General features: G+C 61.4%; 24 protein-coding genes. 17 read left to right on the forward strand and 7 right to left on the reverse strand.

What is annotated here, in order from left to right:
* Positions 1-90 precede the first annotated feature (90 nt).
* The gene (locus ACFPB1_RS00125) at positions 91-735 is read left to right on the forward strand and encodes a VanZ family protein (protein WP_379220559.1); all 645 of its coding nucleotides are present in this window, start codon (positions 91-93) and stop codon (positions 733-735) included.
* Positions 736-904: 169 nt separating this feature from the next.
* Entirely contained in the window at positions 905-1,573 is a 669-nt protein-coding gene (locus tag ACFPB1_RS00130; protein WP_379220561.1) for an RNA polymerase sigma factor, read from the forward strand.
* Positions 1,574-1,807: 234 nt separating this feature from the next.
* Here the strand turns inward: ACFPB1_RS00130 and ACFPB1_RS00135 are convergent, their stop codons facing one another.
* The gene (locus ACFPB1_RS00135; RefSeq protein ID WP_379220563.1) at positions 1,808-2,644 is read right to left on the reverse strand and encodes a phytanoyl-CoA dioxygenase family protein; all 837 of its coding nucleotides are present in this window, start codon (positions 2,642-2,644) and stop codon (positions 1,808-1,810) included.
* Between the two features lie 53 nt (positions 2,645-2,697).
* The gene (locus ACFPB1_RS00140) at positions 2,698-3,558 is read right to left on the reverse strand and encodes a phytanoyl-CoA dioxygenase family protein (protein ID WP_379220566.1); all 861 of its coding nucleotides are present in this window, start codon (positions 3,556-3,558) and stop codon (positions 2,698-2,700) included.
* A gap of 131 nt (positions 3,559-3,689) precedes the next feature.
* Here ACFPB1_RS00140 and ACFPB1_RS00145 point away from each other — a divergent pair, with 131 nt between their 5' ends.
* The 8 genes from ACFPB1_RS00145 (at position 3,690) to ACFPB1_RS00180 (ending at position 12,255) form a co-directional block, all read left to right on the forward strand.
* On the forward strand, positions 3,690-4,529 hold the full coding sequence (locus ACFPB1_RS00145) for a helix-turn-helix domain-containing protein (RefSeq protein WP_379220568.1): 840 nt from the start codon (positions 3,690-3,692) through the stop codon (positions 4,527-4,529).
* 298 nt (positions 4,530-4,827) lie between these two features.
* The gene (locus ACFPB1_RS00150) at positions 4,828-6,582 is read left to right on the forward strand and encodes a hypothetical protein (RefSeq protein ID WP_379220570.1); all 1,755 of its coding nucleotides are present in this window, start codon (positions 4,828-4,830) and stop codon (positions 6,580-6,582) included.
* Between the two features lie 99 nt (positions 6,583-6,681).
* Entirely contained in the window at positions 6,682-7,590 is a 909-nt protein-coding gene (locus tag ACFPB1_RS00155) for an ABC transporter permease (protein ID WP_379220572.1), read from the forward strand.
* A 22-nt stretch (positions 7,591-7,612) separates the two neighbouring features.
* The gene (locus ACFPB1_RS00160; RefSeq protein WP_379220574.1) at positions 7,613-8,494 is read left to right on the forward strand and encodes a carbohydrate ABC transporter permease; all 882 of its coding nucleotides are present in this window, start codon (positions 7,613-7,615) and stop codon (positions 8,492-8,494) included.
* A 158-nt stretch (positions 8,495-8,652) separates the two neighbouring features.
* Positions 8,653-9,459: an NAD-dependent epimerase/dehydratase family protein gene (locus tag ACFPB1_RS00165; protein ID WP_379220576.1), complete on the forward strand. Its 807-nt coding sequence runs from the start codon at positions 8,653-8,655 to the stop codon at positions 9,457-9,459.
* Positions 9,456-10,250 carry an aldo/keto reductase gene (locus ACFPB1_RS00170; RefSeq protein WP_379220578.1) on the forward strand — a complete coding sequence of 265 codons (795 nt, stop codon included), beginning with the start codon at positions 9,456-9,458 and terminating at the stop codon, positions 10,248-10,250. Before ACFPB1_RS00165 ends, ACFPB1_RS00170 begins: the two co-directional genes overlap by 4 nt.
* Before the next feature lie 370 nt (positions 10,251-10,620).
* A complete protein-coding gene (locus ACFPB1_RS00175; protein WP_379220580.1) occupies positions 10,621-11,238 on the forward strand; it encodes a LysE/ArgO family amino acid transporter in 618 nt (205 codons plus the stop codon).
* 57 nt (positions 11,239-11,295) lie between these two features.
* The gene (locus tag ACFPB1_RS00180; protein WP_379220582.1) at positions 11,296-12,255 is read left to right on the forward strand and encodes a phosphotransferase enzyme family protein; all 960 of its coding nucleotides are present in this window, start codon (positions 11,296-11,298) and stop codon (positions 12,253-12,255) included.
* Between the two features lie 134 nt (positions 12,256-12,389).
* Here ACFPB1_RS00180 and ACFPB1_RS00185 read toward each other — a convergent pair whose 3' ends face one another.
* From ACFPB1_RS00185 to ACFPB1_RS00195, 3 genes are all read right to left on the reverse strand, one after another.
* A complete protein-coding gene (locus ACFPB1_RS00185; RefSeq protein WP_379220584.1) occupies positions 12,390-13,295 on the reverse strand; it encodes an ABC transporter permease in 906 nt (301 codons plus the stop codon).
* Positions 13,292-14,179: an ABC transporter permease subunit gene (locus ACFPB1_RS00190; protein WP_379220586.1), complete on the reverse strand. Its 888-nt coding sequence runs from the start codon at positions 14,177-14,179 to the stop codon at positions 13,292-13,294. The genes ACFPB1_RS00185 and ACFPB1_RS00190 overlap by 4 nt, the downstream gene beginning before the upstream one ends.
* Before the next feature lie 178 nt (positions 14,180-14,357).
* Positions 14,358-14,552, reverse strand: coding sequence for a hypothetical protein (locus tag ACFPB1_RS00195; RefSeq protein WP_379220588.1), 195 nt, complete (start codon positions 14,550-14,552; stop codon positions 14,358-14,360).
* A gap of 352 nt (positions 14,553-14,904) precedes the next feature.
* On the opposite strand from ACFPB1_RS00195, the gene ACFPB1_RS00200 reads away from it, so the two are divergent.
* Genes ACFPB1_RS00200 through ACFPB1_RS00210 form a run of 3 tightly spaced genes read left to right on the forward strand, consistent with a single transcriptional unit; the run spans position 14,905 to position 17,955 of the window.
* On the forward strand, positions 14,905-16,506 hold the full coding sequence (locus ACFPB1_RS00200) for a spore germination protein (RefSeq protein ID WP_379220590.1): 1,602 nt from the start codon (positions 14,905-14,907) through the stop codon (positions 16,504-16,506).
* 43 nt (positions 16,507-16,549) lie between these two features.
* Positions 16,550-17,728, forward strand: coding sequence for a Ger(x)C family spore germination protein (locus tag ACFPB1_RS00205; protein WP_379220592.1), 1,179 nt, complete (start codon positions 16,550-16,552; stop codon positions 17,726-17,728).
* Positions 17,725-17,955: a hypothetical protein gene (locus ACFPB1_RS00210; protein WP_379220594.1), complete on the forward strand. Its 231-nt coding sequence runs from the start codon at positions 17,725-17,727 to the stop codon at positions 17,953-17,955. The genes ACFPB1_RS00205 and ACFPB1_RS00210 overlap by 4 nt, the downstream gene beginning before the upstream one ends.
* On the opposite strand, the gene ACFPB1_RS00215 is transcribed toward ACFPB1_RS00210, so the two are convergent.
* A complete protein-coding gene (locus ACFPB1_RS00215; protein ID WP_379220596.1) occupies positions 17,944-19,047 on the reverse strand; it encodes a GerAB/ArcD/ProY family transporter in 1,104 nt (367 codons plus the stop codon). The two genes, ACFPB1_RS00210 and ACFPB1_RS00215, sit on opposite strands and share 12 nt — an antisense overlap.
* A 97-nt stretch (positions 19,048-19,144) precedes the next feature.
* Positions 19,145-20,014, reverse strand: coding sequence for a LysR family transcriptional regulator (locus ACFPB1_RS00220; RefSeq protein ID WP_379220598.1), 870 nt, complete (start codon positions 20,012-20,014; stop codon positions 19,145-19,147).
* Between the two features lie 138 nt (positions 20,015-20,152).
* On the opposite strand from ACFPB1_RS00220, the gene ACFPB1_RS00225 reads away from it, so the two are divergent.
* From ACFPB1_RS00225 to ACFPB1_RS00240, 4 genes are all read left to right on the forward strand, one after another.
* A complete protein-coding gene (locus ACFPB1_RS00225; RefSeq protein ID WP_379220600.1) occupies positions 20,153-20,905 on the forward strand; it encodes an SDR family NAD(P)-dependent oxidoreductase in 753 nt (250 codons plus the stop codon).
* 60 nt (positions 20,906-20,965) lie between these two features.
* Positions 20,966-21,289 carry an NIPSNAP family protein gene (locus tag ACFPB1_RS00230; protein ID WP_379220602.1) on the forward strand — a complete coding sequence of 108 codons (324 nt, stop codon included), beginning with the start codon at positions 20,966-20,968 and terminating at the stop codon, positions 21,287-21,289.
* Between the two features lie 35 nt (positions 21,290-21,324).
* Positions 21,325-21,867, forward strand: coding sequence for an NAD(P)H-dependent oxidoreductase (locus tag ACFPB1_RS00235; protein ID WP_379220604.1), 543 nt, complete (start codon positions 21,325-21,327; stop codon positions 21,865-21,867).
* Positions 21,868-22,067: 200 nt separating this feature from the next.
* Complete coding sequence (locus ACFPB1_RS00240) at positions 22,068-23,288, forward strand: MFS transporter (protein ID WP_379220606.1); 1,221 nt, start codon at positions 22,068-22,070, stop codon at positions 23,286-23,288.
* The last annotated feature ends 143 nt before the right edge of the window (positions 23,289-23,431 follow it).

Consider the following 23,431-nt stretch of genomic DNA (forward strand, 5'->3'; position numbering starts at 1 on the left):
AAAACTTAAATAATCCCCGCTTTCTCTTTAAGGAGTCTGGCTTAAGCTGGACTTACGCGAAACAAGATTAAGGGAAAGCAGGGATCGCCCATGAAAGAAAAGCTGGCGCAAAAGCTCGAGCTCGCGTCGTTCCTATTGTATATGTACGCGCTGTTCAAAATCATCCTGTTCAAGTTCAACCCGATCTCGCTCGGGTATCTGTGGGCGGAATTGCTGCGCAGCGTCCGCAGCCCGCAGGACGTCAGCTGGCGCGTGCACGCGGGCAATCTCGTGCCGTTCGAGGAAATCTCGCGGACCGTCCACGTGATGACGCCGCACGGCCTCGTAAACGTCCTCGGCAACGTCGCGATCTTCATGCCCTTCGGCTTGTTCCTCGGCCTGCTGTCCCGCAACGGCATCTCGCTCTTCGGCGCAATGATCTGCTCGTTCGGCCTCAGCTTCTGCTTCGAAAGCGCGCAGGCGGTGTTCGCTATCGGCCAGTTCGACGTCGACGACATGATATTGAATACCGCCGGCGGTCTGCTCGGCTGCCTTGGCTACCGGCTCTTCGCGGAGAACCCGTTTCGCGGGCAGACGAAGCGGGAGGATGCCGTGCCGGCCGCTTCCGGCACTGCGCATCCTCTGCCGGGCAGGATGGCGAACGCGGCGGACGGCTCGCCGGCGATGGAACGCGCGTTAACCGGCGCGGCTCCGGGGCGCCTGTTCGCCGCCGAAACGCGCGACGCGCCCATGTAAGCGAAGCAGCAGTCCCGCTCGGGACTGCTGCTTCGTGAATGCCGGGTACGGCGACCATTATGGGAAAAAGCGATTTTATGAAAATTTAAGGATTGCTTAGGTTCTCTTTAATGTTCATTGTATATGATGGAACGGACGAAACGGAAGCTCGAAAGCGAGGAAGCGAAATATGTCACCAAACACGGAACGGCATCACGATGCTCCGGACGATTCGGGATACGGCGGTTATTTGGCCGCGCGGACAAGCCTCGGCGCCTACAGTCCGATCGCGGCGGAAGGCGAACTGGACGGAGCGGCGGCATCCGGCGAACGGGCCGCATACGACGCGGCGACTACGTTCGACGCGTGTTACCAGCAATACTACAAGCACGTCTATTATTGCGCGTACGCGATCTTGCGCGACCATTTTCTGGCCCAAGACGCGACGCAGGAGACGTTCATCAAAATATACCGCCGGCTCGGCGAGACGGGCGCGGCGGACGTGCAGGAAGGCTGGCTGACCGTCATCGCGCGCAATACCGCGATCGACCTGTACCGCAAGCGGGTGCGCAGCCTCGAAATTACGAGCGAGCGGATGGAAACCGTCTCCGGCTCGGTCGATGGGGGCATCGGGCGGTTCGCCGAGGTGCCGGACGAATACGAGCTGCTCGATAACCTGAAGCCGGAAGCGCGCAAGGCGCTCGTGCTCGTCTACGAATACGGCTTGTCCTATAAGCAGCTGGCGTCGATCCTGAACTTGTCCGTCGGCGCCGTGAAGACGCTCATTCACCGCGCCAAAAAGAAGCTGCAGGCGATGTCGGGCAGAACGGTGACAGAGACGACGGAAACGTCCGCCTGACGCCGCGCCGCCTTGATTAAAGCCTGCCGATAGCGGGTTAAGCTTGGCACCGTCAAACTTAACCCGCTTTCGCTTTGCATGCTATGCCCAAGCTAAACCGCCAAATCCGGATATAACCGCGACAAGGCCCGTTCCTCCCGGAACGGGCCTTGTCGCGCGTCCGCTTGACGCCCGCGGACCTGCGGCCGGCCGGTCTACGCTAGCCGGAGCCGTCGGCGCGCGAGGACGGCGCTCTTACCATTCCCACGGCATCATCACAGGATGGCCGATCTTCTCGGCGCGGAGCAGCTGCTGCGAGCGCTTCGGCAGGTTGTCATACGTTTCGCGCGGGATCTGGATGGAATAGCCCGAACCGAACCAGTCGCGGTTGTAGATCAAGGCAATGTTCGTGCGGCGGTAGTTCGAGCGGTTCGGCGTGCCGCGGTGCCACATCCGGATGTCGCGGATGACGATGGAGCCCGCGGACATGTACACCTTCTCGGAATGCATGTACTGCGACGCGCGAACGATGTGCATGTGCGGATTGACGACGCCGCCGAGCGTATCCTGGTTCGCCCGGTCGCCGTGCAGGTGCGTGCCGCCCGGCCAAATCTCGAGCGGGCCATTCTCCTCGGTTGTGTCGACGAGCGGAATGTTCAGCACGAGGCTGAAGGGAGGCAGAGGCACCGACAGCTCGGGGAACAGCGGGTTGATGTCGCAGTGCACGGCCTGGTAGTCCGAGCCCGGCATCGGCGTGTCGGAAGCGAAATAGCTGATCTTGCTGTACGGGCCGAGGACCCCGTCGATGATGGCCATGGCGATCGGATGCTCGAGGATGGACGGGTCGTTGAACGGCGCCTGGAACGGCAGGTGCATCTGGGCGCGGTTCGTGCCGGTGTTATAGCCTCGGCGATCGATGTATTCGTCGAACAGCGGGTCGAACGCGCCGCGCAGCTCGGCCATTTGCTCGTCGCCGTAGACTTTGTCGAGCACGATGTAACCGTTTGCTTTTATTTGTTCGATGGCAATTTCGAGTTTCTCGGGATCCAGCTTGCCGGATTGCCGTTCTTCGGGCGTCAGTTGCATTTTCATAGTCGGTTAACCTCCGTGGGCCCATGTCGGCCGAAATTAGTATGCGGGTACGGCTAATCTTGATGCGAATGTTCGGAGTACAGCAGCGGCCAATAGTGATTGTCGTAGCGCTGGCCTTCCTTTGGACGGGGGCCGAGCAGCCGGATGTTGTCGACGTTGTGCTGGCCGTGCTTCTTGTAGGCCATGCCGTCCGGCATGAGATGCGCGACGACGGACAGCCGCGGATCTGCCGAATAATTCTGGCCGGAGCCGTGAATCGTCAGGGCGTGGTGGAAGCTCGCCTGACCCGCCTTCAGCGTGACCGGAACTTCCTTCCATTCGCGGCCTGATTCCTGGGCGATGCGGTGCTTGACCGCCTCCAGATCGCGGTTAAAGAACGCGTCGCTGCCTTCGAGCAGCCCCCACTCGTGCGAGCCGGGCACGACGGACATGCAGCCGTTCGTCAGGTCCGTGTCCTGCAGGGCGATCCAGGCCGTGACCAGGTTCGGGGTGTCCGTGCACTGCCAATAGATATAATCCTGGTGCCAGCCGACGTTGCCGGGGGACAAAGCGTCCTTCTCGCCGGTGCCGGTGCCCGGCTTGTAAATGACCTGGTCGTACCACAGCCTCGCGCCGGAGCTGCCCATCAGGCCCGCCGCGATCCGGCCGAGCACGGGACTCGTCACCGTCTGGCGGACGGCGTCGTTGATCCACCAGGAGTTGTCGATCTTGCGGAGCATCTTCGGATTGTTCGACGGGCGCCATTCCTCGAGCGGATAGCCGTCGCCGTCGTAATCGAACGACCAGATACGGTCATGGGCGCGGCGGAGCTCCGCGATCTCGTCCTCGCCGAACAGCACCGGGCTGACCCAATAGCCATTCTCCTTGTAAAATTCTTTATCTGCTTGCGTAATAAGTCCGACTGTCTCCTTCATGGCCCACATCCCTCTTCGCGTGTTAGTCCCCTGCAGAACTACTCCGAGTATAGTTCACATTCCGCGATCCGTATTGTATAGTTATTCTTTCAATTGTAAAATTGTAAGAAAAAGCGGAGGAGTGCTGCGCGATGAACAGCTCCAAACCGGCGTCGCATCTGAAATCGCTGATCGATTTGTTCGACCGGGAATGGCACCGGTTTTCGTTTCCGTCGTTCGGCTTCTGGCGGGACCGGGGCTGGAACGGTGCGGGCTCGGGCTTCGAGCTGAATTATTACGCGCGGGGGACGAACACCGTCGTGCAGGACAAGCGAACGCTGCATTTCAAGCACGGCGACCTCATCTACGTGCCGGACGACGTCCGCAGCAGCTACTGCGAGGATGGCTCGTTCGATCTCTATTACGTCATGTTCCGGTTCGACGCGCCGGAGTTGAACGCGCGGATGGGCGAGCTGTTCCGGCTGCTCGACTTCGAGGCGGCTCCGCTGTCGATGCCGGGGCTGCAGGCGGAGTTTCGCGCGTTCATGACGGAGCTGCGCATGGACCGGCACGTCTCGGTGCTGGCCAAGCACTACTTCCTTCATATCTTCGTGAGGATCTACATGGAGCTCGCCGAGCACGCCGGCCACCGGAACAGGCACGAGCTGATCGTGCGGCAGGTCATCGAGGATTTGCAGGAACGGATGGACAACGGCGGCAAAATCCTGCTGCCGGACGTGGCCGCCCGCCACGGGCTGAACGAGCGGTACCTGAACCAGCTCTTCAAGTCGGTGACGGGTACGACGATCGGCCAGTACGTGCTTGCCGCGCGCATCGAGAGCGCCAAACGGCTGCTCGAGACGACGACGATGCCGATCACCGAGATCGCGGTCGTCAGCGGCTTTTACGACGGGGCGCATTTCTCCAAGGCGTTCCGGGCGAGCGTCTCGCGGACGCCGCAGGAATACCGCGAGCAGCACGGCTATCTGTAACGGATGGAACAAAAAATGTATTAATGGGAAGCAAGCGCGGCGGAAGCGCGGACGGAGGGCGGGATTCGCGAAGGCCGCAAGCGGCACGGTAAACGAGCGCGATAAGCAGAGAAGAGGCGGCACCGATACGCGGGGCCGCCATTTTTTTATGACAATTGTACAAATGGCATCGCGATTATACAATACGCCCCCTGGCGCGTGCTCTATAATGCATTCAGATGTTAAGCGCTTACAACGCGGAACGTCCCGGCCTTTCATACTAGCGGGCGCATCCGGCCCGTACAGGGGGAAATCCAGCATGAACAAGAAGAACATGCTTGCACCGCTCGCCATCGGCCTTTCCTTGACGCTGATGATGTCGGCCTGCGGGGACAACGGGAGCGACGGCGGGAACGCCGGGGCGAAGAACGGCAGCGCGGCTTCGGAGACGGCCGTGCAGCTCGATCCGAACGCGGAGCCGCCGCAGGATCCGTACGGCAAGTACGATCCGCCGGTCACGGTCACGACCGTGCACACGAACAACGAGGTGGCGACCAATCTCAAGAAGCCCGATACGCTCGAGAGCAACATCTACACGCGCACGTGGGCCGAGAAGCTCGGCATCAACTTGAAGTTCAACTGGACGTCGCCCGGCGCGCAGGGCGAGGAGAAGATGAACCTCATGATCGCGAGCGGCGACCTGCCGGATTTCTTCTACGTCTCCCCGGCGCAGTTCGAGCGCCTGGCGTCCACCGGCCAGCTCGAGGATCTGACCCAGGCGCTGCAGGACTACGGCTCGACATACATGAAGAAATATTTGACCGGCGATTACGCGGGATTGCTGGAGGGCGTCACCAAGAACGGCAAGGTGTACGGCATTCCGAACGGCCAGACGTACCACGATTCCGGCTTCATGCTGTGGTTGCGCTCGGACAACGTGGAGATGGCGGGGCTGGCGCTGCCGAAGACGGTCGACGACCTCGACAAGATCTTGGACGCGTTCAAGCACAACGACTACGACAACAGCGGCGGCGAGAAATACCCGATCGCGCTCGCGGACGCGAACATCGCGTCGAATTTCTGGGGCATCGGCGACGCGTTCTTCAACATGTTCCATGCCTATCCGAACATCTGGGTCAAGAACGGCAAGGGCGAGCTGGAGGACGGCATGTTCGGTCCCGAGCACCGCGAGAACACCCGCAAGGCGCTCCTCAAGCTGCAGGAGTATTACAAGAAAGGCTACATCAACCCCGATTTCGCGACGTTCGACGATACGAAGTACAACGAGTCGATCGTCAACAACCAGTCCGGCGTCGTCTTTGGCGGCTTGTGGGACGCGTGGTGGCCGCTCAACCTGAACCTCGACAAGCATCCGGACAACAAGTGGCTGCCCGTCGCCATTCCGTCGGCGGACGGCGAGCCGGCGAAGTCCTCCGTGACGGCCGCGACCGTGCTCGGCATCAGCGTGGCGCGCAAGGGCGTCGAGCATCCCGAAGCGCTCGTGAAGATGGAGAATCTGTACCACGACTTGAACAACAATCCCAAGACGATGCAATTCGGCAAGTACAACACCGATCCGAAGGACAATTCCGGCATTTTCCTGGCATATCCGATGCCGGTCTATAATCCGTCGTTCAATTACGAGGCCTACCAGGTCGTCAGCGGCGCGTTCAAGTCGGGTAAGGCGGACGGCATGCCGGAATCCGACAAGCTGTTCTACGACCAGGCGAAGGCTTATGCCGACAAGAACGACAAGGCCGGCTTCCCGTCCTACCTGTCGTACACCGATCAGGGCAGCCTCGCGGTCGTCGACGGCTACATCAAGAACAAGGCGTTCCAGATGAACGAATATACGGCGATGCCGACGCAGGAGATGATCGACAACGCGCCGATCGTCAAGAAGGCGTACGACGTCATGTTCCTGAACGTGGTCAAGGGCGGCGATATCGGCCAGTACGACGACTTCCTGAAGCAATACGACGCGCTCTACATGTCGGCCGTCTATCCCGGCGTGAACAAGTGGTTCGAAGCGAAGAACAAGGAAAGCATCCAAAGCTGGTTCGAGAGCAAATAGACTGCCGCCCGTCCGCGGCGGGCCGGCTGCGGACGGACGTCCATCCGCGGCCCTCGCGCCGCGGGACGGAACGGAAGCCGAATGGAGTGAGGGGAAGCCATGAAACTGCTGCATGCCTTAGCGATTCCGCGCCGCCAGCTGGCCTTGTACGTCATGCTGATCGCGCCGGTCGTCGTCTTGTTCGTCTATGCCTATCTCCCGATGTTCGGGGTCGTCATGTCGTTCCAGCGGTTCGAGCCGAGCCTCGGTTTCTTCCGTTCGGACTGGGTCGGCTTCGCGAACTTCCGGCGGCTCATGTACATTCCGGACGTGAAGCAGGTCGTGCTGAACACGCTCTTCATCGCGTCGATGAAAATCGTCGTCGAGACACTCGCGGCGATCGTCGTAGCGGTACTGCTGAACGAGATCGTCTCGAAGCTCTTCCGCCGCGTCGTGCAGACAATCATTTACTTCCCGTATTTCCTGTCCTGGGTCATCCTCGGCGGCATCCTGCGCGACCTGCTTGCCCGGGAAGGGCTGCTGAACGCGCTGCTCGGCAAGCTTGGCTTCGAGCCGGTCGTGTTCCTGTCCAAGGCGTCGCTGTTCCCGTACGTGCTGGTCGGCACGGAGACGTGGCAGGTGACCGGCTTCGGGACGATCGTGTTCCTGGCCGCCATCACGACCATCGATCCGACGCTGTACGAGGCGGCCGTCATGGACGGCGCGAGCCGGTTCAAGCAGATTTTGCACATTACGATTCCCGGCATCAAGTCGACGATCATTCTGATGATGACGCTCAGCATGGGTTACATCCTGAACGCCGGCTTCGAGCAGGTGCTCATGCTTTACAGCCCGCTCGTTTATTCGACGGGCGACGTCATCGACACGTGGGTGTACCGGATGGGCTTGCAGCAGTCGCAGTATTCGCTCGCGTCCGCGATCGGCCTGTTCCGTTCGGTCGTCAGCCTCGCGCTCATCTCGGTCTCGTATTACGTCGCGCGCAAAGTATCGGATCACCGGATCTTCTAAGAAAGGGAGGGGGAGCACGGCCATGACGGATCGTTCTATCGGAAGGCGCGCGTTCGCGGCGCTGAACGGATTGTTGTTTGTTCTCTTCTCGCTCAGCTGCGTGGTGCCGATGATCCACGTGCTGTCCGTCTCGCTCAGCGCGAGCAGCGCGGTCAACGCGGGCGAAGTGACGCTGTGGCCGGTTCGGGCGACGCTCAAGTCGTACGAATACATTTTGAACAAATCGGAGTATTGGACCGCGATGGGCGTCTCGATCGAACGCGTCGCGCTCGGCACGTTCGTCAGTATGCTGCTGACGATCCTGATCGCCTATCCGCTGTCGAAGAGCAAGGCATCCTTCAAGCACCAGCCGGTCTTCGCCTGGTACCTCGTCGTGACGATGCTGTTCTCCGGCGGCCTCGTGCCGTCGTTCATGATCGTCAAGTACACGGGCATACTCGATTCCATCTGGGCGCTGATCCTGCCCGGGGCGGTGTCGGTCTTCAACGTGCTGCTGCTGTCGAACTTCTTCCGCGGCATTCCGAAGGAGATCGAGGAGTCGGCGTTCATGGACGGCGCCGGCCACTACCGAATCTTGTTCCGGCTCTATCTGGCCTTGTCGATGCCGATACTGGCGACGCTCGTCGTCTTCATCGCCGTCGGCCATTGGAATGCCTGGTTCGACGGGCTCATCTACATGAACAACCAGAAGAACTACCCGCTGCAATCGTACCTGCAGACGATTCTGGTGCAGTCCAACTCGCAGGTCATGACGCAGCAATATGCCAAGCTGATGAGCATGGTGTCCGACCGCACGATCAAGTCCGCGCAGGTATTCGTGGCGTCCATCCCGATCCTGTGCGTCTATCCGTTCCTGCAAAAGTATTTCATCTCCGGCATCATGCTCGGCTCCGTCAAGGAGTAAGGCCTGCGGAAGAAGCTAGAGTCCGCCCGGGCTCGGGAGCGGCGGCAGTTACTTCAAGGTTACTGAGTAAACGTTTTTTCACTCCTTACCCCGCATCGGCGGCATTGGTATACTAAGAGCAGGTCCTATCGGCCGTTCATAGGGAAGGGGAAATCAGAATGAACATCTTGATCACCGGCGCCTCGGGCAGCGTGGGCTCGGGCGCCGCGGAGCTGCTGCGCGGCAAGCACGACCTGCGGCTGTCGGATATCGTCGAGGTCGATACGGCGCTGCCGTTCGCGCTTGCGGACGTCCGCGAGCCGGGCGCGCTGGACGCCGCGTCCGAAGGCGCGGACGTCATTGTACATACGCCGGCATGGCACGGCATCCATATGGGGCAGCGCTCCGAAGAGGACTTTTACGCGCTGAACGTAACGGGGACGTTCAACATGTTCCGCTCGGCGGTCCGCAACCGGGTACGCCGCGTGGTGTGGCTGTCGAGCATGTCCGTTTACGGCAACGATTTCTACGCGTACACGAAGAAGCTGGGCGAAGAGCTGTGCCGCTATTATCACGAGCATCACGGCATCGAAGTCTTGATGCTGCGCCCGGCGGATTTCACGCCGTTCCGGGATCTCCGCCACTACGGCGAACGCCTGCTGCACGGCGGCGTCGACCGGCGGGACGTCCTGCGGGCCGTGGAGCTCGCGGTCGAATGCCCCCGGACGTACGGCGCGTATCATATCGTGCGCGAAGACCGGTTCACGGAAGACGACGCGCGGTCGTACGCCGATGCGCCTGCCGAAGCGTGGGAGCGCCTGTATCCCGGCGCGAAGCGCGTCATCGAGCGTTACGGATTCCAGCTGCCGGACGCCGTTCAACCGCCCGATCTGGCGAAGGAGCGGGAGGAGCTGGGCTACCGGCCGGCGTATCACTTCGGCACGTTCCTCGCGGAATGCACGCGGGACGGGGAGATCACCGAATGACGGCCGCGAAGCTCGGCCTCGGCGGCCATTCGTTTATTGCTGAGCTCGGGAACGATCCGGAGGCTTCGTTCGAGGAGCAATGCGCGATCGTCGCCGCCTGCCTCGACCGGGGGATCGGCCTGATCGATACGACGTATTACCAGGAGCGCCTCGCGCTCGGCGAAGTGCTCGAACGGCTTGGGCGCCGGGACGAAGCCGAGATCATGGCGTGGAATTTCTTCAAGCAGCCAGGCAAGGAACGGGAGCTCGTCGGCTTCACGCCGTACGAGCCGGAGCACCTCGCGGCGATGCTGACGGAGCTGCGCACGGATCGGATCGACATGCTCGTCGTGCACGTCCATGACGACGCGGCGAAGCTGCGCGAGGAGCTGGCACTCGCCGCGAGCTGGATGAGCGAAGGGCGCGTCAAGCGCGTCGCGCTCGGCATGGCGCGGCCGGAGCATCTGGCGGAGCTGCCCGTGGGCCACCCGGTGACGGCGGTGCTGGCGCCGTACAACGCGTTCTACCAGGAAGCGGGAGAGCTGTTCCGGCTCGCGAAGGAATGGGGCATGGAGACGATCGCGCTGTCCCCATTCGTCCGCGGCTGGCGGCTGGATGAGCTCGGGGCGGATAAGGACGACGCGGCGGATATTCTGCTGCGCTGGGCCGCGACGCAGCCCGCGGTCGACCGCGTCATCGTGTCGATGCGCCGGGCCGCGTGGGTCGATGCCAACCTCCGGGCGATCGGGCGCGGTCCGTTGAGCGAAGCGGAATCGGCGCGGCTGCACGGCTGGCTGACGCGGAAAGGGTAAACCGCCCGCGGATCGCCGGTCATTCTATGCTGTCTGGGCGTAACCGCTCTAGCTAGGCCAGTGCCTGCCGAATCGCGCATAGGAAGCTCCGGACAACCGGGGCTTCTTCGTCATGGGCCGGATCGTCCCGTCCAATGGAGCCCGGCGCCGCGCGGCCTTGGGACGCCGGAAGCCGCGGCGGCGCTCCGGCCGGCCAAGCCGCCGCCAAGCTGCCGGCAAGCCGCTGGCGCCGCCTTAGGGCAGCGGCCAATCTATTCTTTTACGGCTTTGCGTGATAGAATAGGCTGACTTCGCCGTACCGATAGACGCAAGATCGATTTCCCTCCCGGAATCATTGCTTGGTCGTACGCGCGCTTAAGGGGGAATCGCGATGGTTAGTGCCGTCATTCAAGGCTTTATTCTGGCTCTGGGCCTCATCCTGCCGCTCGGCGTGCAGAATATGTTCGTCTTCAATCAAGGCGCCGCGCAGCGCCGTTATGCCCGGGCGATGCCGGCCGTCCTCGTCGCCTCGCTCTGCGACACGATGCTGATCCTGCTCGCGGTGCTCGGGGTATCGACGGCCGCCTTCGGCATCGCCTGGCTCAAGCTGACGCTGATGCTCGCCGGCATCGTCTTCCTGCTGTACATGGGGCGGGCGACCTGGAAGAGCGCCGCGGTCACGGGCGCCGGCGGAGAACCGCCGGCGCCGCTCGGTCCGCGCCGGCAGGCGGCGTTCGCACTGTCCGTGTCGCTGCTCAATCCGCACGCGCTGATGGACACGATCGGCGTGATCGGCACGAGCTCGCTCAGCTATGAAGGCGCGGACAAGATCGCTTTCACCGGCATCTGCATCCTCGTCTCGTGGATGTGGTACTTCGCGCTCGCGTTCGCCGGCCGCCTCGTCGGCGCGAAGGACCGCGCCGGCCGGCTGCAGGCCGGGCTGAACCGGTTTTCCGCCCTCGTTATGTGGGGAACCGCCGTCTATCTGGTCTATACGCTGTTGGCTTGATCGCGCATGATGGCAGCGAGGCGTGAATATCACGGGGACAAAGGAGTGAACGGAGCGATGCGCAATTCACTGGAGATCACGGAGGAGCGCCTTCGGACCTGTCTCATGGAGCATTACGATGTCACAGCCGCAACAATTGTATTTCTTCCGCTCGGACTCGATTACAGCTCTGCGGTCTATCATGTGGTGAGTCCTCAAGGAGCGGCCTACTTGCTCAAACTCACTTCAAAACCTGTATACGAACCGCAATACCGCATTCCTCGATTCCTTCATGATCAAGGGATTGCGGAGGTTGTGGCTCCCCTCTCGACCAAGCGCGGTTCGCTCTGGACGCGGCTGGCGGATTGGACCGTCGCGGTGTATCCCTATATCGATGGGGATTCAAGCTTCGACGGCATGTCGGCCGGGCAGTGGAAGCAGGTGGGGACGATCTTCGCACGGATTCACCGGATTGGATTGCCGCCCCAAGGACTCGGGCCTATCCGCCGGGAATCCTTTGATTCAGCGGTCTATGTTTGGTGGATCCGGACATTGGAGGATCAACTGGCGCGCTGGGAAGGCGGAAGTGAGCCGGAGCGTGCGCTTCATGCGTCTTGGGTGGAGCATCGGTTGGCGATTCACGCTAAATTGGACGGCTTGATAGAGCTGGCAGCTTCGCTTCGCGAACGCGCCATCCCGCTTGTCATCTGCCACGCGGATCTTCATCCCGCGAATGTGATCCGGGATCAAGCCGGACATGCGTTTATCATCGATTGGGATGATGTAATGCTTGCTCCCAAGGAACGTGATTTCATCTTTGCCGGTCCGCCGCATGATCAAGACTTTTTTCAGGGGTATGGGGCCGTGGAGGTCGATGAGACGGTGCTTGCCTACTACCGCGCAGAACGAGTACTTCAGGATCTCATCGCCTGCGCCCGCAACGTGTGGCTCCAAGATGACTTGGGGGAAGACGCCAAGGCGGATGCCGTCGAGTTGTTTCAGCGCATCATGATGGCAGAAAGCACCGGCAGATCGTAGCTGCCTCCATAGTCCCCGTACCCATCATTGGGACAAAGAAAAAGCTGCCGAGAGGTTCTCGGCAGCCGGAACGCCAACCGTCGGTTGGCGTTTTTTCATATGTTCGCTTGGATCTTCTCGCCCTAATCGGCTGCCTACAACTGCGACACCTTGGCGAACGTCTTGCGGTAATGCTTCTCCAGCCCGATCGAGATGAGATGGAAGCCGAGGATGAAGACGACGTAAGCGGCAAGCGGCATGAACAGCACCCATTGGTAGGTGAACAGGTAGTCTCGCGACTGGCCGACGAGGCCGCTCCATTCGTTCGTCCGGCTGAGGTATTCGACCGGATCTTTCAGTTCTTTCGTGCCGCCGACGAAGACGTTCAGAATCGCCAGCTGGCCGAACAGGCCCAGAATAAGCACGATCTCCTGCACGAACAGGATGAGGAGGCTTTCCTTCATATGCGGGAATACGTGCTTCCGCAAAATCCGCCACGGCCCGGCGCCGATCGAATGCGCCGACGTCACGAACTGTTTCTCGCGGATAATGGCCGTCTTCTCCCTCATCGTGCCCGCGACGGACGGGATTCCGATGGCCGTCAGCACGACCGCGAGAATGAGCGCCATCGCCGGCGCGCTCGCCGCGGGGTTCATCGTGATGCCGATCATGATCATCCAGACGATGACGAAGACCGGAATGCCGTTCAGCATATTCCAGATCGGTGCGCGCTCGCGGCGGGCCGTCTTCGGTTGGCCGAAGTAGCCGAGCAGCAGGCCGATCGCGCCGCCGAGCGCCATACGGGTGAAGGCGACCGCGAACGCGACGTAGATCGTATACTTCGAGCCTGCGAGCAGCTTGGCAAGGATGTCGTAGCCGTACTTGTCGGTGCCGAGCGGGTATTCCTTCGACGGCGGAAGCGGCGGCACGGTCAGCTCGCCTCCGCTGTAGCTGACCTGCGCGGATTCGTTCAGATCATGCGGCGCGACATAGTGGCCGAACAGCGAAGCGAGCAGCATGAAGGCTGTAATGATCAAGCCGGCTAGCAGCGTTTTGTTCATCGTACGATCACCTTCTCCCAGCCGTACACGACGGCGCGCAGCAGGGCGTATACGACGGCATACAGCGCGAGCAGCGCAAGAAGCCCGTTCACCACGAGGCTGTACTGATAGCTGCCATACGCGAACGCGTTGGAGAAGACCATCAGGGTTACGCCGTTCAAATTGTACAAATATTCGAAGATGAACAGATTGCCGAACAGGATGGCCATGAATTTATGCAGATCCGCCTTGACGAAGGGCAGGACGTTCGGGAGCGCATGGAAGAACACGATATACGGCTTGGCGAGGCCGCGCGCTTTGGCGAATCCGATATAGTCTTCCGTGAACGCGTTGTTCATCTGCAGGGCGACGTTCCGAATCATGTAGTTGGCCGGAATGAGTATGGTCGAGATCAGCGGCAGGGCGACCGCGGGATCGTCCGTCGACGCGCTGGCGACCTTGAAGACGACCATGCCGGTCTCCGATGCGATGTACACGACGAGAAACTGAAGCAGCAGGACGATGACGAAGTCCGGCAATATGCCCGTCAGCTCGAGGAATCGCTTCATCCAGCGGGCCCGGCGGGACACCGCGAGATACACGCCGAGCAGCATGCCGGCCGTCAGACCGGCCACGCCGCCGACGGCGGTATAGCCGAAGGAGACCGTGAAGCAGGCGCCGATCTGGTCCCAGAATGAGCGCTCTGTGCTGCCGGCGATAAATTGGAACGATTCGCCGGAGAGGAGTCCTCCGAGATAATGGCGGATGCTGGCGAGACCGTTCCCCAGATGAATCTGGAGGACGCCTTCCGAACCGGCCGTGAGCACGGCGGGGAACATCGCGAAGAAAAGAACGAACAGCAAAATGCCGGGAATGATTAACGTCGTTTGTAAGGATTTGGACATGCGGGGCATTCCTTTCTCGTATAATTCGAACGATTCTCGTTTAAGTATAGCCCCTGCGGCGATAAAAACAAGACTTGACTCGACAGGTTTTGACACATACTCAACATGTTATGTTAGGTCCATCGTAACTATAGGGCGGTGTTGGTTCGATGAAGAGCGGGGGCGGCACCGATTGGCGTTAGCCCATGTAAATCGCGATCTCGCCATCTTCGCCGATGTCGGCGGCGGCGCCTTCCAGGTCAGCCCCCTCGTAGGCGATGACACGGTTGAACAGCGGATGCGGCAGATCGGATTCGTATCGGATTGCCCGCGGCGCGCGCTCGAAATCCATGCGAGGGCAGGATAGGCTCAGTTGCTCCAGCATGCGGATCATATTGCGTTTACTCGTTTCGGGGATGCTCGTCATGGTGGGGCCACGCTCCATACTAGGAATTTGCCGCGCCGGCGTTGCGGAGCGGCCATGTACGTTAAACGACAAAAGAGGTCAAAATGTTCCGAAATTGCAAAAAATGCATGTAAGAGGCGATGCCGATGACCGCGTCAAGCGTTGCAGCTTTCCGCTTGCCGTCCTCGAATGCGCCGGATCTCGCCCGCTTCGGCCTGCTTAGTCCGCTTCTGCACGCTTCCGGCTGTCCGCCCGAACCTTCGGTAACCGAATCCGGAAATGGAATATTATCGTCGGCGATACGGGAAAATACAGCTATTGCGGAATGGGGGCCACCAGGGTGAAACGGTTCAAAAAATGGATGCGCGGGAAGCCCGGCCTTCCAAGTTTGCCGGAAGCGCTCGCCGAGGCGGATGGGGACGAAGCCGGCTTGTCGGCGGATCTCGACCGGAACGAGGCGGAGTTCCGGAAGCGGTTCGACAACTGCTTCGATATCGTCTTCCGCCGGGGGACGCTGAGCGGCGGGGAGCGATGGCTGGTCATCTATATGTCGAGCATCGCCGACGAACGGGTGATCGACGAACAACTTCTGAAGCCGATCAACGCGATCGGCGAGGCGCGGACGGCCGGCCGGCCGCTCAGCGCGCAAGCGCTGGACGAGCGAATCGTCACCGCGGGAGAGACCAAGCGGTCGTCCGACGCGGCGGAGGTCGTCCGCTGCGTGCTGGACGGGTTCGCGGCGCTGCTGGCGGACGGAGACGATTCGGCGCTCTTGGTCATGGCCACGAATCCGAAGCAGCGCGGCTTGGAGGAGCCTTCCTCCGAGCAAGTCATCCGCGGTCCCCGGGACGGCTTCATCGAGAATCTCGGCGTCAACATCGGGCTGCTGCGCATCCGGCTCAAGACGGCGCGGCTGAAGACGGAGCCGGTCACACTGGGGGAGCTGACGCAAACCAAGGTGGTGCTGGCGTACATCGCCGGCATCGCCGACGACTCGCTGGTCGCGGAGGTCCGGACGCGGGTCGAGCGGATCAAGATCGACGGGATTCTCGATTCGGGCTACATCGAGGAATTCATCGAGGACTTGCCGTATTCGCCGTTTCCGCAAGTGCACAGCACGGAACGTCCCGACGTCGTGGCGGCCGAGCTGCTGGAAGGCAAGACGGCCCTGCTCGTCGATAACACGCCGTTCGTTCTGATCATGCCGATGACCTTCTGGAGCGGCCTGCAGGCGAGCGAGGATTATTATACCCGCTGGCCCGTCGCGACCTTCGTGCGGTGGATCCGGTTCCTGTTCATCTTCATCGCCATCTTCGCGCCGTCCTTGTACGTCGCGGTGACGACGTTCCATCAGGAAATGATTCCGACCAACCTCGTGATCAGCATTGCCTCTTCGCGGGAAGCCGTGCCGTTCCCGGCGTTCATCGAAGCGATCCTGATGGAGATCACGTTCGAGGCGCTGCGGGAAGCGGGCATCCGCCTCCCCAAGCAGATCGGGCAGGCGATCAGCATCGTCGGCGCCTTGGTCATCGGGCAGGCGGCCGTGCAGGCGGGCATCATCTCCGCGCCCGTCGTCATCATCGTCTCGATTACCGGCATCGCGACGTTCACGATTCCGCGGTACAGCTTCGCGAGCGGCGTCCGGCTGCTGCGGTTTCCGATGCTGTTCCTGGCGGGCACGCTCGGCCTCTACGGCATCGTGCTCGGCTTCCTCGGCATACTCCTGCACGTCGCGTCGCTGCGCTCGTTCGGGGTGCCGTACTTCGCGCCGGCGGCGCCGACCATTCCGACGGATTGGAAAGACATCCTCATCCGCGCGCCGATCTGGGCAAAGACGCGGCGCCCCAAGCTCCTGAGCCGCTCCGATCCGATTCGCGAGGCGGGCGGGCAGAAGCCGGGTCCCGGCCAAGGGCGGAGCCGGCCGGACGACGGTCGGGCGTAGCAGGCAGGATGCGGAGGATGCGGACATAGAGAGGGGCCGTGGCATGACCTTATTGCGATGCGCGTTCGCCATCTTCGCGCTGCTCTTCCTGAGCGGCTGCTGGGACCGTACAGAGATCAACGACCTGGCGTTCATTACGGGGGCCGCCTTCGACAAGACGAAGGAGGGTGCTTACTTGCTGTCGGTGCAAATCGCCATTCCGTCCGCCTCCGGCGAGATCGGCGGCGGGGGAGGAGACGGAGGGCAGAAGAAGTTTTTCGTCCTGTCCGCCGTCGGCAAGGACGCGAACGAAGCGTTTCTGATGCTTCAGAAGAAGAGCTCCCGCAAGCTGTTCACGGCCCACCGCAGCGTCATCTTCATCGGCGAAGCGCTCGGCAGGCAAGGAATCGATAATATGCTGGACGTGTTCACCCACGATCCCCGGCAGCGCCTGCGGACGTACATGCTCGTTGTCAAGGGCGGGCAAGGACGGGATATTTTGCGATCGTCGTATCCGTTCGAACAGGTGCCGATGGAAGCCGTCAAGGAGATGGAGATCGGGCGCAGCGAGCTCGCGGTGACGCTGCGCGATTTCTTCATGGCGTCGTCCGGCCAAGGCGTCGATCCTGTCATCGGCGTCATCGAAGCGGAGTCGCGGGAGAAGGCGGAAGTCCGAAGCGACACCGAGATGCTCGGGCTGGCCGGCACAGCCGTCTTCAAGGATTTGAAGCTGGTCGGCATGCTGGACGGGTACGAGACGGACGGCTTCCTGTGGGCCGCGGGCCGCATGAAGCAGAATCGCGTGAACGCCCAATTGCCGGACGGCGGCATCGTCGGATTGGCGGTCAATCGCGCCGAACGAAGCATCGTCTCCGATCTGGCCGGCGATCGGCTCCGGCTGAAGATCGCGCTGACCGGGGAGGGCACCATCGTCGAAAACAACAGCCGGTACGACATCAGCGTACCGGAGAATCTGGCCATCGCCCGGCGAGCGTTGGAGAAGGTGGTCGAGCGGCAGGTCCGCGCGGCGCTGACGAAGCTGCAGAAGCAGTACCGGGCGGACAGCGCGGGATTCGGTTCGGCGCTGTACCGCCGTCATCCGAAGGAATGGCGCGCGCTTCAGGGCGATTGGCATCGCAGGTACGCCGAAGCGGACATCGCCGTCGACGTCGAACTGAAGATTGGCGGTTCCGGCATGGCGGGTCCTCCGCTGCAGTTGAACGATAAGGAGATCATCGAATGATCGTGAAGTTGACGGTGTTCGTCCTGCTCGCCGCCGTATGGTCCGTGGCGGGCATCCGCGCCTTGCGCGGCCGGGCGCAAACCAAAGAAGCCGTGCTCTACGGCGGAATCATGGGGCTGTCCGTAGCGCTCGGCTGCCTATTCATCGCGCGCGTCGACGTCCCGAGCTTCATCCGTCCCTGCCAGCAGCTGCTCGAACCCGTAGGGAAGCTGCTGCTACGGAAGTGACGGCTCGGCCGTCTTCCTGCGGAGGCTGTCGACCGCGAGGAGCAGCAGCGGAACGAGCGTGTGATTAAAGAAGGCGAGGAGCGGGAACGTGTAGACGAGGTAATTGCCCAGATCCGCGCTGTTTCGGAAGATCCAGACCGAGCCGATCACCGAGAACAACGTAAGCGGCGGGATGAGATCGCGGTAATTCCGGATGCCGAACAGCTCCTTGACGCACAGGCATAAGATGAAGAGCGAGACGGACACCTTCACGAAGCAGCCCATGACCCACATCGACACGGCGACGGCCTCCAGCCGCTCGAACGAGCCGGGGATGCCGATGTACTGAATGACGCTTAGGAACGAATAGGACAGCTTGCTCGTCATCGGCCCCAGCACCATGATCGTCAAGAGGACGATGGCGCACGACGAGAGAACGACGCCGGCGAGCGCGAGCAGCGAAGCCTTGCGGGCTTTGCCCGGGTGGTTCAAATAGGGCAGGAGCCACCCCAGAATAAAGAATTGATTCATGTATCCGCCGGCGGGGCTTAACGCGCCCTGGAGCACCGGAACGATGCCGTCTCCAAGTACCGGCTGCAGCTGCGTGAGATCGGCCTCCATGGTCGTCAGCACCAAGAGCGGCAGCAGGAACACGAGGATGAGCAGGGTGAGGAATTCATTGCTTCTGCCGATGACTTCGATGCCGGCCGCGGCGGCCAGGCCGCACAGCAGCAAGAACGTCACCGTGGAGACGATCGAAGGGCTGTTCGGCAGCAGGAGCGTCTTGATAAATCCCGTATGCTGGTAGACGATCGTGGTGATCGACACGAACCAATAATAAATATAGTTGAGCGCCAGCAGCTTGCTTAAGCTTTTGCCGACGATTTTTTCGCTGTATTGGGTCAACGTAAGCCCCGGATACCGGCTGCCGAGCGCGATCATGGTCCAGATGGTGATTAGACCCGTCAGGGCGGCGGGAAACACCGACATCCAGGCGTTTTGCTTGCCGAACATCGCCATGATGGAAGGGACGGTCAGCATATTGGTGGATACGATGAACGTGAAAAGCATGTAGCCCAGCTGGGAGCCGGTTATTTTCTCCGCGATCCGCATCGTCGACGCTCCTTGCCTCGGTCAGGGTGTTTCCAGTATTTGCGGAAGGCTACCCAATTATACCCAGCAAAGACAAGCCGTCCGGCGGCGCCGGTGCTTAGCCGAAATGCGTCCGCATCGCGGCCAGGAACGCGGACAGCGCGGGCGTCTCGAGCGCGTCCTTGCGCCGAATGAACACGGTCTGCAGGATCGCGTGCTTGCCGGCGACGTCGTGGCAGCGAATGCGCCCTTGCTCGGCCGGCTCGGCGACGATGGATCTCGGCATCAGCGAGATGCCGAGTCCGGCGCCGACGCAGGCGATGATCGTCTCGATCGAGGCGAACTCCATGAGCTTGTCGGGCACGAGGCCTTCCTCCCGCAGCATCATATTCATGCGCGCCCGGTACGAGCAGCCGGCTTGGAACGCGAGGACCGTGCGCAGCCCCGCGTCCCGGATCGAGTTGATGGGCGGATGGGAGGCGGGAGTGACCAGCACGAGCTCCTCGTCGACGACATGCTCATGCACGAGCTCGGGATGTTCCACGGGGCCGGTCACGAACGCGCCGTTCAGCTGGTAATGGAGCACGTCGTTCACATGCTGCTCGGTCATGCCGGTGACGAGGGAAAAATCGACCGCCGGATGTTCGCGGTGATAGTCGGTCAGCAGCGCGGGAAGCCGGATGGCGGCTGTGGTCTCCAGCGCGCCGATCGCGAGCGGGCCGGCCGGTTTGGCGGAATCGCCGACGGCGGACCGGGCCTCCTGCACGATGTGCAGGATTTTCTCGGCGTACGCATACAGGATCCGCCCCGAATCGGTCAGCGTAATTCCGCGGTTGTGGCGGTAGAACAGCTGCGTGCCGAGATCGGCCTCCAGCTGCTGGATTTTCTGTGTAACGTTAGACTGGGCGAAATTGAGACGCTGCGCCGCTTTGGACAAGCTGCCTTCTTGGGCGGCGGCGTAAAATGCGCGAAGTAATTGAAGATCCATGTTGCGCTCCTTTTGCGATCTGATTTCGTGATACTGGCCATCTTGAATTCATATTATACATGATAGCCAGTTCGTTGTATGATCGGTTTGCGGCGATAACCTATTTACTAATAGATAAAATATAAAGGAGCGATGAATATGAATCAAGCAAGCCTGTTAGGAAAAACGATTGCGATTACGGGCGGCAGCAGCGGCATCGGCAAAGCCGTCGCGATCGAAATGGCGAAGCAGGGTGCGAATGTGGTCATTAACGGCCGGCGCGAAGACGCGCTGCGGGAAGCCGCCCGTGCGATCGATCCCACCGGGGAACGCGTCGCCTACGTCAGCGGGAGCATCGCGGACCGCGCGGTAGCGGAACGGTTCGTCGACACCGCTTTGACGCGCTTCGGGTCGCTAGGCACGCTGGTGAACAACGCCGGCATCTTCATGGCCAAGCCGTTCACGGCGTACACCGCCGAGGATTACGCTGCGCTCTTGTCCACGAACCTGAACGGGTTCTTCCACGTGACCCAGCTGGCCGTGCGCGAAATGCAAAAGGCGGGCGCCGGTCACATCGTCAACATCACCGCGAGCGGCGCCGGGGAGCAGCCGATCAAAGGCGTGCCGTCCGTGCTGACGTCCCTCACCAAGGGCGGCTTGAACGCGGCGACGCGGTCGCTCGCGATCGAGCTGGCCGATCAAGGCATCCGCGTGAACGCGGTGGCGCCGGGCGTCATCAAGACGCCGATGCACGCGCCGGAGACGCACGCCGCCATGGCGACGCTGCATCCGCTCGGCCGGATGGGCGAGGAACGGGAAGTCGTGGAAGCCATCCTGTACCTGGAGGCCGTCACCTTCATTACAGGCGAAATCCTTCACGTCGACGGCGGACAGAGCGCCGGCCGCTGGTAAGCCGGCGCCTCGGAACTTCGTGGTCCGATTGTATTCGATAGCAGACGAGGAGCTGAAGCCATGCTGTACGAACTGCGCATCTACACGATACCGGAAGGCCGCATGCAGGCGATGCTGGACCGGTTCCGGGACGACACGATCCGGATATTCGCCAAGCACGGCATGAACGTGACCGAATTTTGGGTCGATGCGGACGCATCGAAGAACCGCTTGTACTATATTTTGGAGCACCGCGACGCCGAGGCGCGCGAACGGAATTTCGAAGCGTTCATGAAGGACCCGGAGTGGCTGGACGTGCGCGAGAGAACCGAGCGGGACGGTCCGCTTTACGAAGCGATCGATATCGTCTACATGCGCAAGGCGCCTTTCTTCCAAGGCCGTTGATTCAAAAAACCAACACGAGAAGGAGTAATTTACACATGAAAACATTGGTCATCGTTACGCATCCGAACATCGAAACATCCCGCATCAACAAGGCGTGGATCGAAGAACTGAGCCGTCAAGAAGACATCACGGTCCATGAATTGTACAAAGCGTATCCCGACGAAAACATCGACGTCGCCGCCGAGCAGCGACTGGTCGAAGCGCATGACCGGATCATCTTCCAATATCCGCTGTTCTGGTACAATACGCCGTATCTGCTCAAGAAATGGTTTGACCAAGTACTGCAGTACGGCTGGGCGTTCGGGCCGGAAGGCGACAAAACGGCCGGCAAGCAAATCGGCGCCGCCGTCTCGACGTACGGCACGGAAGCGTCCTATCAGCCGGACGGGTTCAACCGCTTCACGCTGCGCGAAATTCTGCGCCCGATCGAAGCGATCGCGCCGTTCATCGGCGCGACGTATCTGCCTCCGTTCACGCTGAGCGATTCGTCGAACCTGTCGGATGAGCGTCTGGCGCAAAGCCGGGCCGACTACGTCCGCCATCTCCGGACCGCTCAACCGGCCGGCGCCCGCGACTGATCGGTTGCCATATGGTGTTGCCGATCTTCGGCACAATGTTCATGCCGCCTCATTCGAGGCGGTTTTCTTTGCCATGCGCGGCAAGTGACGTGGAAGGAATCCGGCCAATTGGGCAAAATCGGTAAAGCTTCGCGGCGGCCCCGGTGGTATAATGCCTGTATTGTCTGTTTAACGCCGTCATAAGGAGTGTACTCTTCACCATGCAAGAAACCGCTGAATCCGCGCTGAATCCCTCATCTTTCACGAAATTTTGGGTTTCGCGCACCTTGTCGTCCACGTGCTTCCAAATGTTGTCCGTTGCGATCGGCTGGCAGATGTACGATCTCACGCATGATGCGTACAGCCTCGGCCTCGTCGGACTCGCGCAATTTTTGCCCATGCTGCTGCTGACACTGGTCGTCGGTCAGGCCGCGGACCGGTTCGACCGCCGGCTGATCGTCATCCTCTGTCAGCTGCTCGAAGGCGTCATTACGCTGCTGCTGCTCGTCGGGACGATCGCGGGCTGGCTCGGCCGTACCGAGATTTTGGCGGCGGCCGCGATTCTCGGTGCTTGCCGCGCATTCGAAGGACCGTCCTCGTCCGCGCTGCTGCCGATGCTCGTGCCGAAGGAGCGGATGCAGAAGGCCATCGCGTGGACGACGTCCACGGGCCAGACGTCGCAGATCGTCGGCCCGACGCTCGGCGGCGTGCTGATCGCCGCCGGACCGGTTTACGCCTATGTCGCGGCGGCGGCGATGCTGCTGGCCAGCGCCGTGCTTACGGTGCTGATCCGCATGGCGCGGACCGTCCGCGCCGCCGCTCCGGTCACGTTGCGTTCGGTCTTCTCGGGCTTAGTGTTTGTCCGCCGCCATTCCGTCATACTCGGCACGATCTCGCTCGATCTGTTCGCCGTGCTGCTCGGCGGGGCGACGGCGCTGCTGCCGATATTCGCGGAGGATATCCTGCACACGGGCGCGCTGGGACTCGGCCTCATGCGGACGGCGCCGGCGGTCGGGGCGCTGCTGATGTCGCTCGCGCTGGCGTATCACCCGCTGCGGCGGGCGCTCGGCCCGATCCTGTTCGGCGCACTGGGCGTGTTCGGCCTCGCGACGATGCTGTTCGCGGTATCGACCAGCATTTACCTGTCCTTGGCCGCCCTGCTGCTGATCGGCGCATCGGACGTCATCAGCGTCGTCATTCGCTCGTCGCTCGTCCAGCTGCAGACGCCGGATGAGATGCGCGGCCGCGTCAACGCGGTGAACTCGCTCTTCGTCGGCACGTCCAACCAGCTCGGCGAGTTCGAATCCGGCACGCTCGCCGGCTGGCTCGGCGCGGTGCCTGCCGCCTTCATCGGCGGCATCGGGACGATCGCGGTCGCCGCGCTGTGGATGGTGCTGTTCCCGTCGCTGCGCCGGCTGCGGTCGCTCGACGGGGAATCGTAGCGGCGAGCGGCGCCTTATCAGCATTTTCCAATCATTTGAAACTTTTCCCCCGACCTCGCGTCTAGTAAACTGCAAGTCTATCTACTACAGGCGAATAGGGGAGAAACGCAATGAACCGTAAAAAGAACGCCATTCTGGCCGTT

It is taken from the genome of Paenibacillus sp. GCM10023250 (assembly GCF_042653205.1).
Lineage (GTDB): Bacteria > Bacillota > Bacilli > Paenibacillales > Paenibacillaceae > Paenibacillus_Z.

Coding starts and splice junctions, on each gene's coding strand:
- ACFPB1_RS00185 (WP_379220584.1), bottom strand. CDS start 13,295: ATGAACAAAACGCTGCTAGCCGGCTTGATCATTACAGCCTTCATGCTG.
- ACFPB1_RS00215 (WP_379220596.1), bottom strand. CDS start 19,047: ATGCGGATCGCGGAGAAAATAACCGGCTCCCAGCTGGGCTACATGCTT.
- ACFPB1_RS00220 (WP_379220598.1), bottom strand. CDS start 20,014: ATGGATCTTCAATTACTTCGCGCATTTTACGCCGCCGCCCAAGAAGGC.
- ACFPB1_RS00125 (WP_379220559.1), top strand. CDS start 91: ATGAAAGAAAAGCTGGCGCAAAAGCTCGAGCTCGCGTCGTTCCTATTG.
- ACFPB1_RS00195 (WP_379220588.1), bottom strand. CDS start 14,552: ATGATCCGCATGCTGGAGCAACTGAGCCTATCCTGCCCTCGCATGGAT.
- ACFPB1_RS00140 (WP_379220566.1), bottom strand. CDS start 3,558: ATGAAGGAGACAGTCGGACTTATTACGCAAGCAGATAAAGAATTTTAC.
- ACFPB1_RS00160 (WP_379220574.1), top strand. CDS start 7,613: ATGACGGATCGTTCTATCGGAAGGCGCGCGTTCGCGGCGCTGAACGGA.
- ACFPB1_RS00150 (WP_379220570.1), top strand. CDS start 4,828: ATGAACAAGAAGAACATGCTTGCACCGCTCGCCATCGGCCTTTCCTTG.
- ACFPB1_RS00190 (WP_379220586.1), bottom strand. CDS start 14,179: ATGTCCAAATCCTTACAAACGACGTTAATCATTCCCGGCATTTTGCTG.
- ACFPB1_RS00135 (WP_379220563.1), bottom strand. CDS start 2,644: ATGAAAATGCAACTGACGCCCGAAGAACGGCAATCCGGCAAGCTGGAT.
- ACFPB1_RS00155 (WP_379220572.1), top strand. CDS start 6,682: ATGAAACTGCTGCATGCCTTAGCGATTCCGCGCCGCCAGCTGGCCTTG.
- ACFPB1_RS00225 (WP_379220600.1), top strand. CDS start 20,153: ATGAATCAAGCAAGCCTGTTAGGAAAAACGATTGCGATTACGGGCGGC.
- ACFPB1_RS00145 (WP_379220568.1), top strand. CDS start 3,690: ATGAACAGCTCCAAACCGGCGTCGCATCTGAAATCGCTGATCGATTTG.
- ACFPB1_RS00165 (WP_379220576.1), top strand. CDS start 8,653: ATGAACATCTTGATCACCGGCGCCTCGGGCAGCGTGGGCTCGGGCGCC.
- ACFPB1_RS00240 (WP_379220606.1), top strand. CDS start 22,068: ATGCAAGAAACCGCTGAATCCGCGCTGAATCCCTCATCTTTCACGAAA.
- ACFPB1_RS00205 (WP_379220592.1), top strand. CDS start 16,550: ATGACCTTATTGCGATGCGCGTTCGCCATCTTCGCGCTGCTCTTCCTG.
- ACFPB1_RS00230 (WP_379220602.1), top strand. CDS start 20,966: ATGCTGTACGAACTGCGCATCTACACGATACCGGAAGGCCGCATGCAG.
- ACFPB1_RS00235 (WP_379220604.1), top strand. CDS start 21,325: ATGAAAACATTGGTCATCGTTACGCATCCGAACATCGAAACATCCCGC.
- ACFPB1_RS00130 (WP_379220561.1), top strand. CDS start 905: ATGTCACCAAACACGGAACGGCATCACGATGCTCCGGACGATTCGGGA.
- ACFPB1_RS00210 (WP_379220594.1), top strand. CDS start 17,725: ATGATCGTGAAGTTGACGGTGTTCGTCCTGCTCGCCGCCGTATGGTCC.
- ACFPB1_RS00170 (WP_379220578.1), top strand. CDS start 9,456: ATGACGGCCGCGAAGCTCGGCCTCGGCGGCCATTCGTTTATTGCTGAG.
- ACFPB1_RS00180 (WP_379220582.1), top strand. CDS start 11,296: ATGCGCAATTCACTGGAGATCACGGAGGAGCGCCTTCGGACCTGTCTC.
- ACFPB1_RS00175 (WP_379220580.1), top strand. CDS start 10,621: ATGGTTAGTGCCGTCATTCAAGGCTTTATTCTGGCTCTGGGCCTCATC.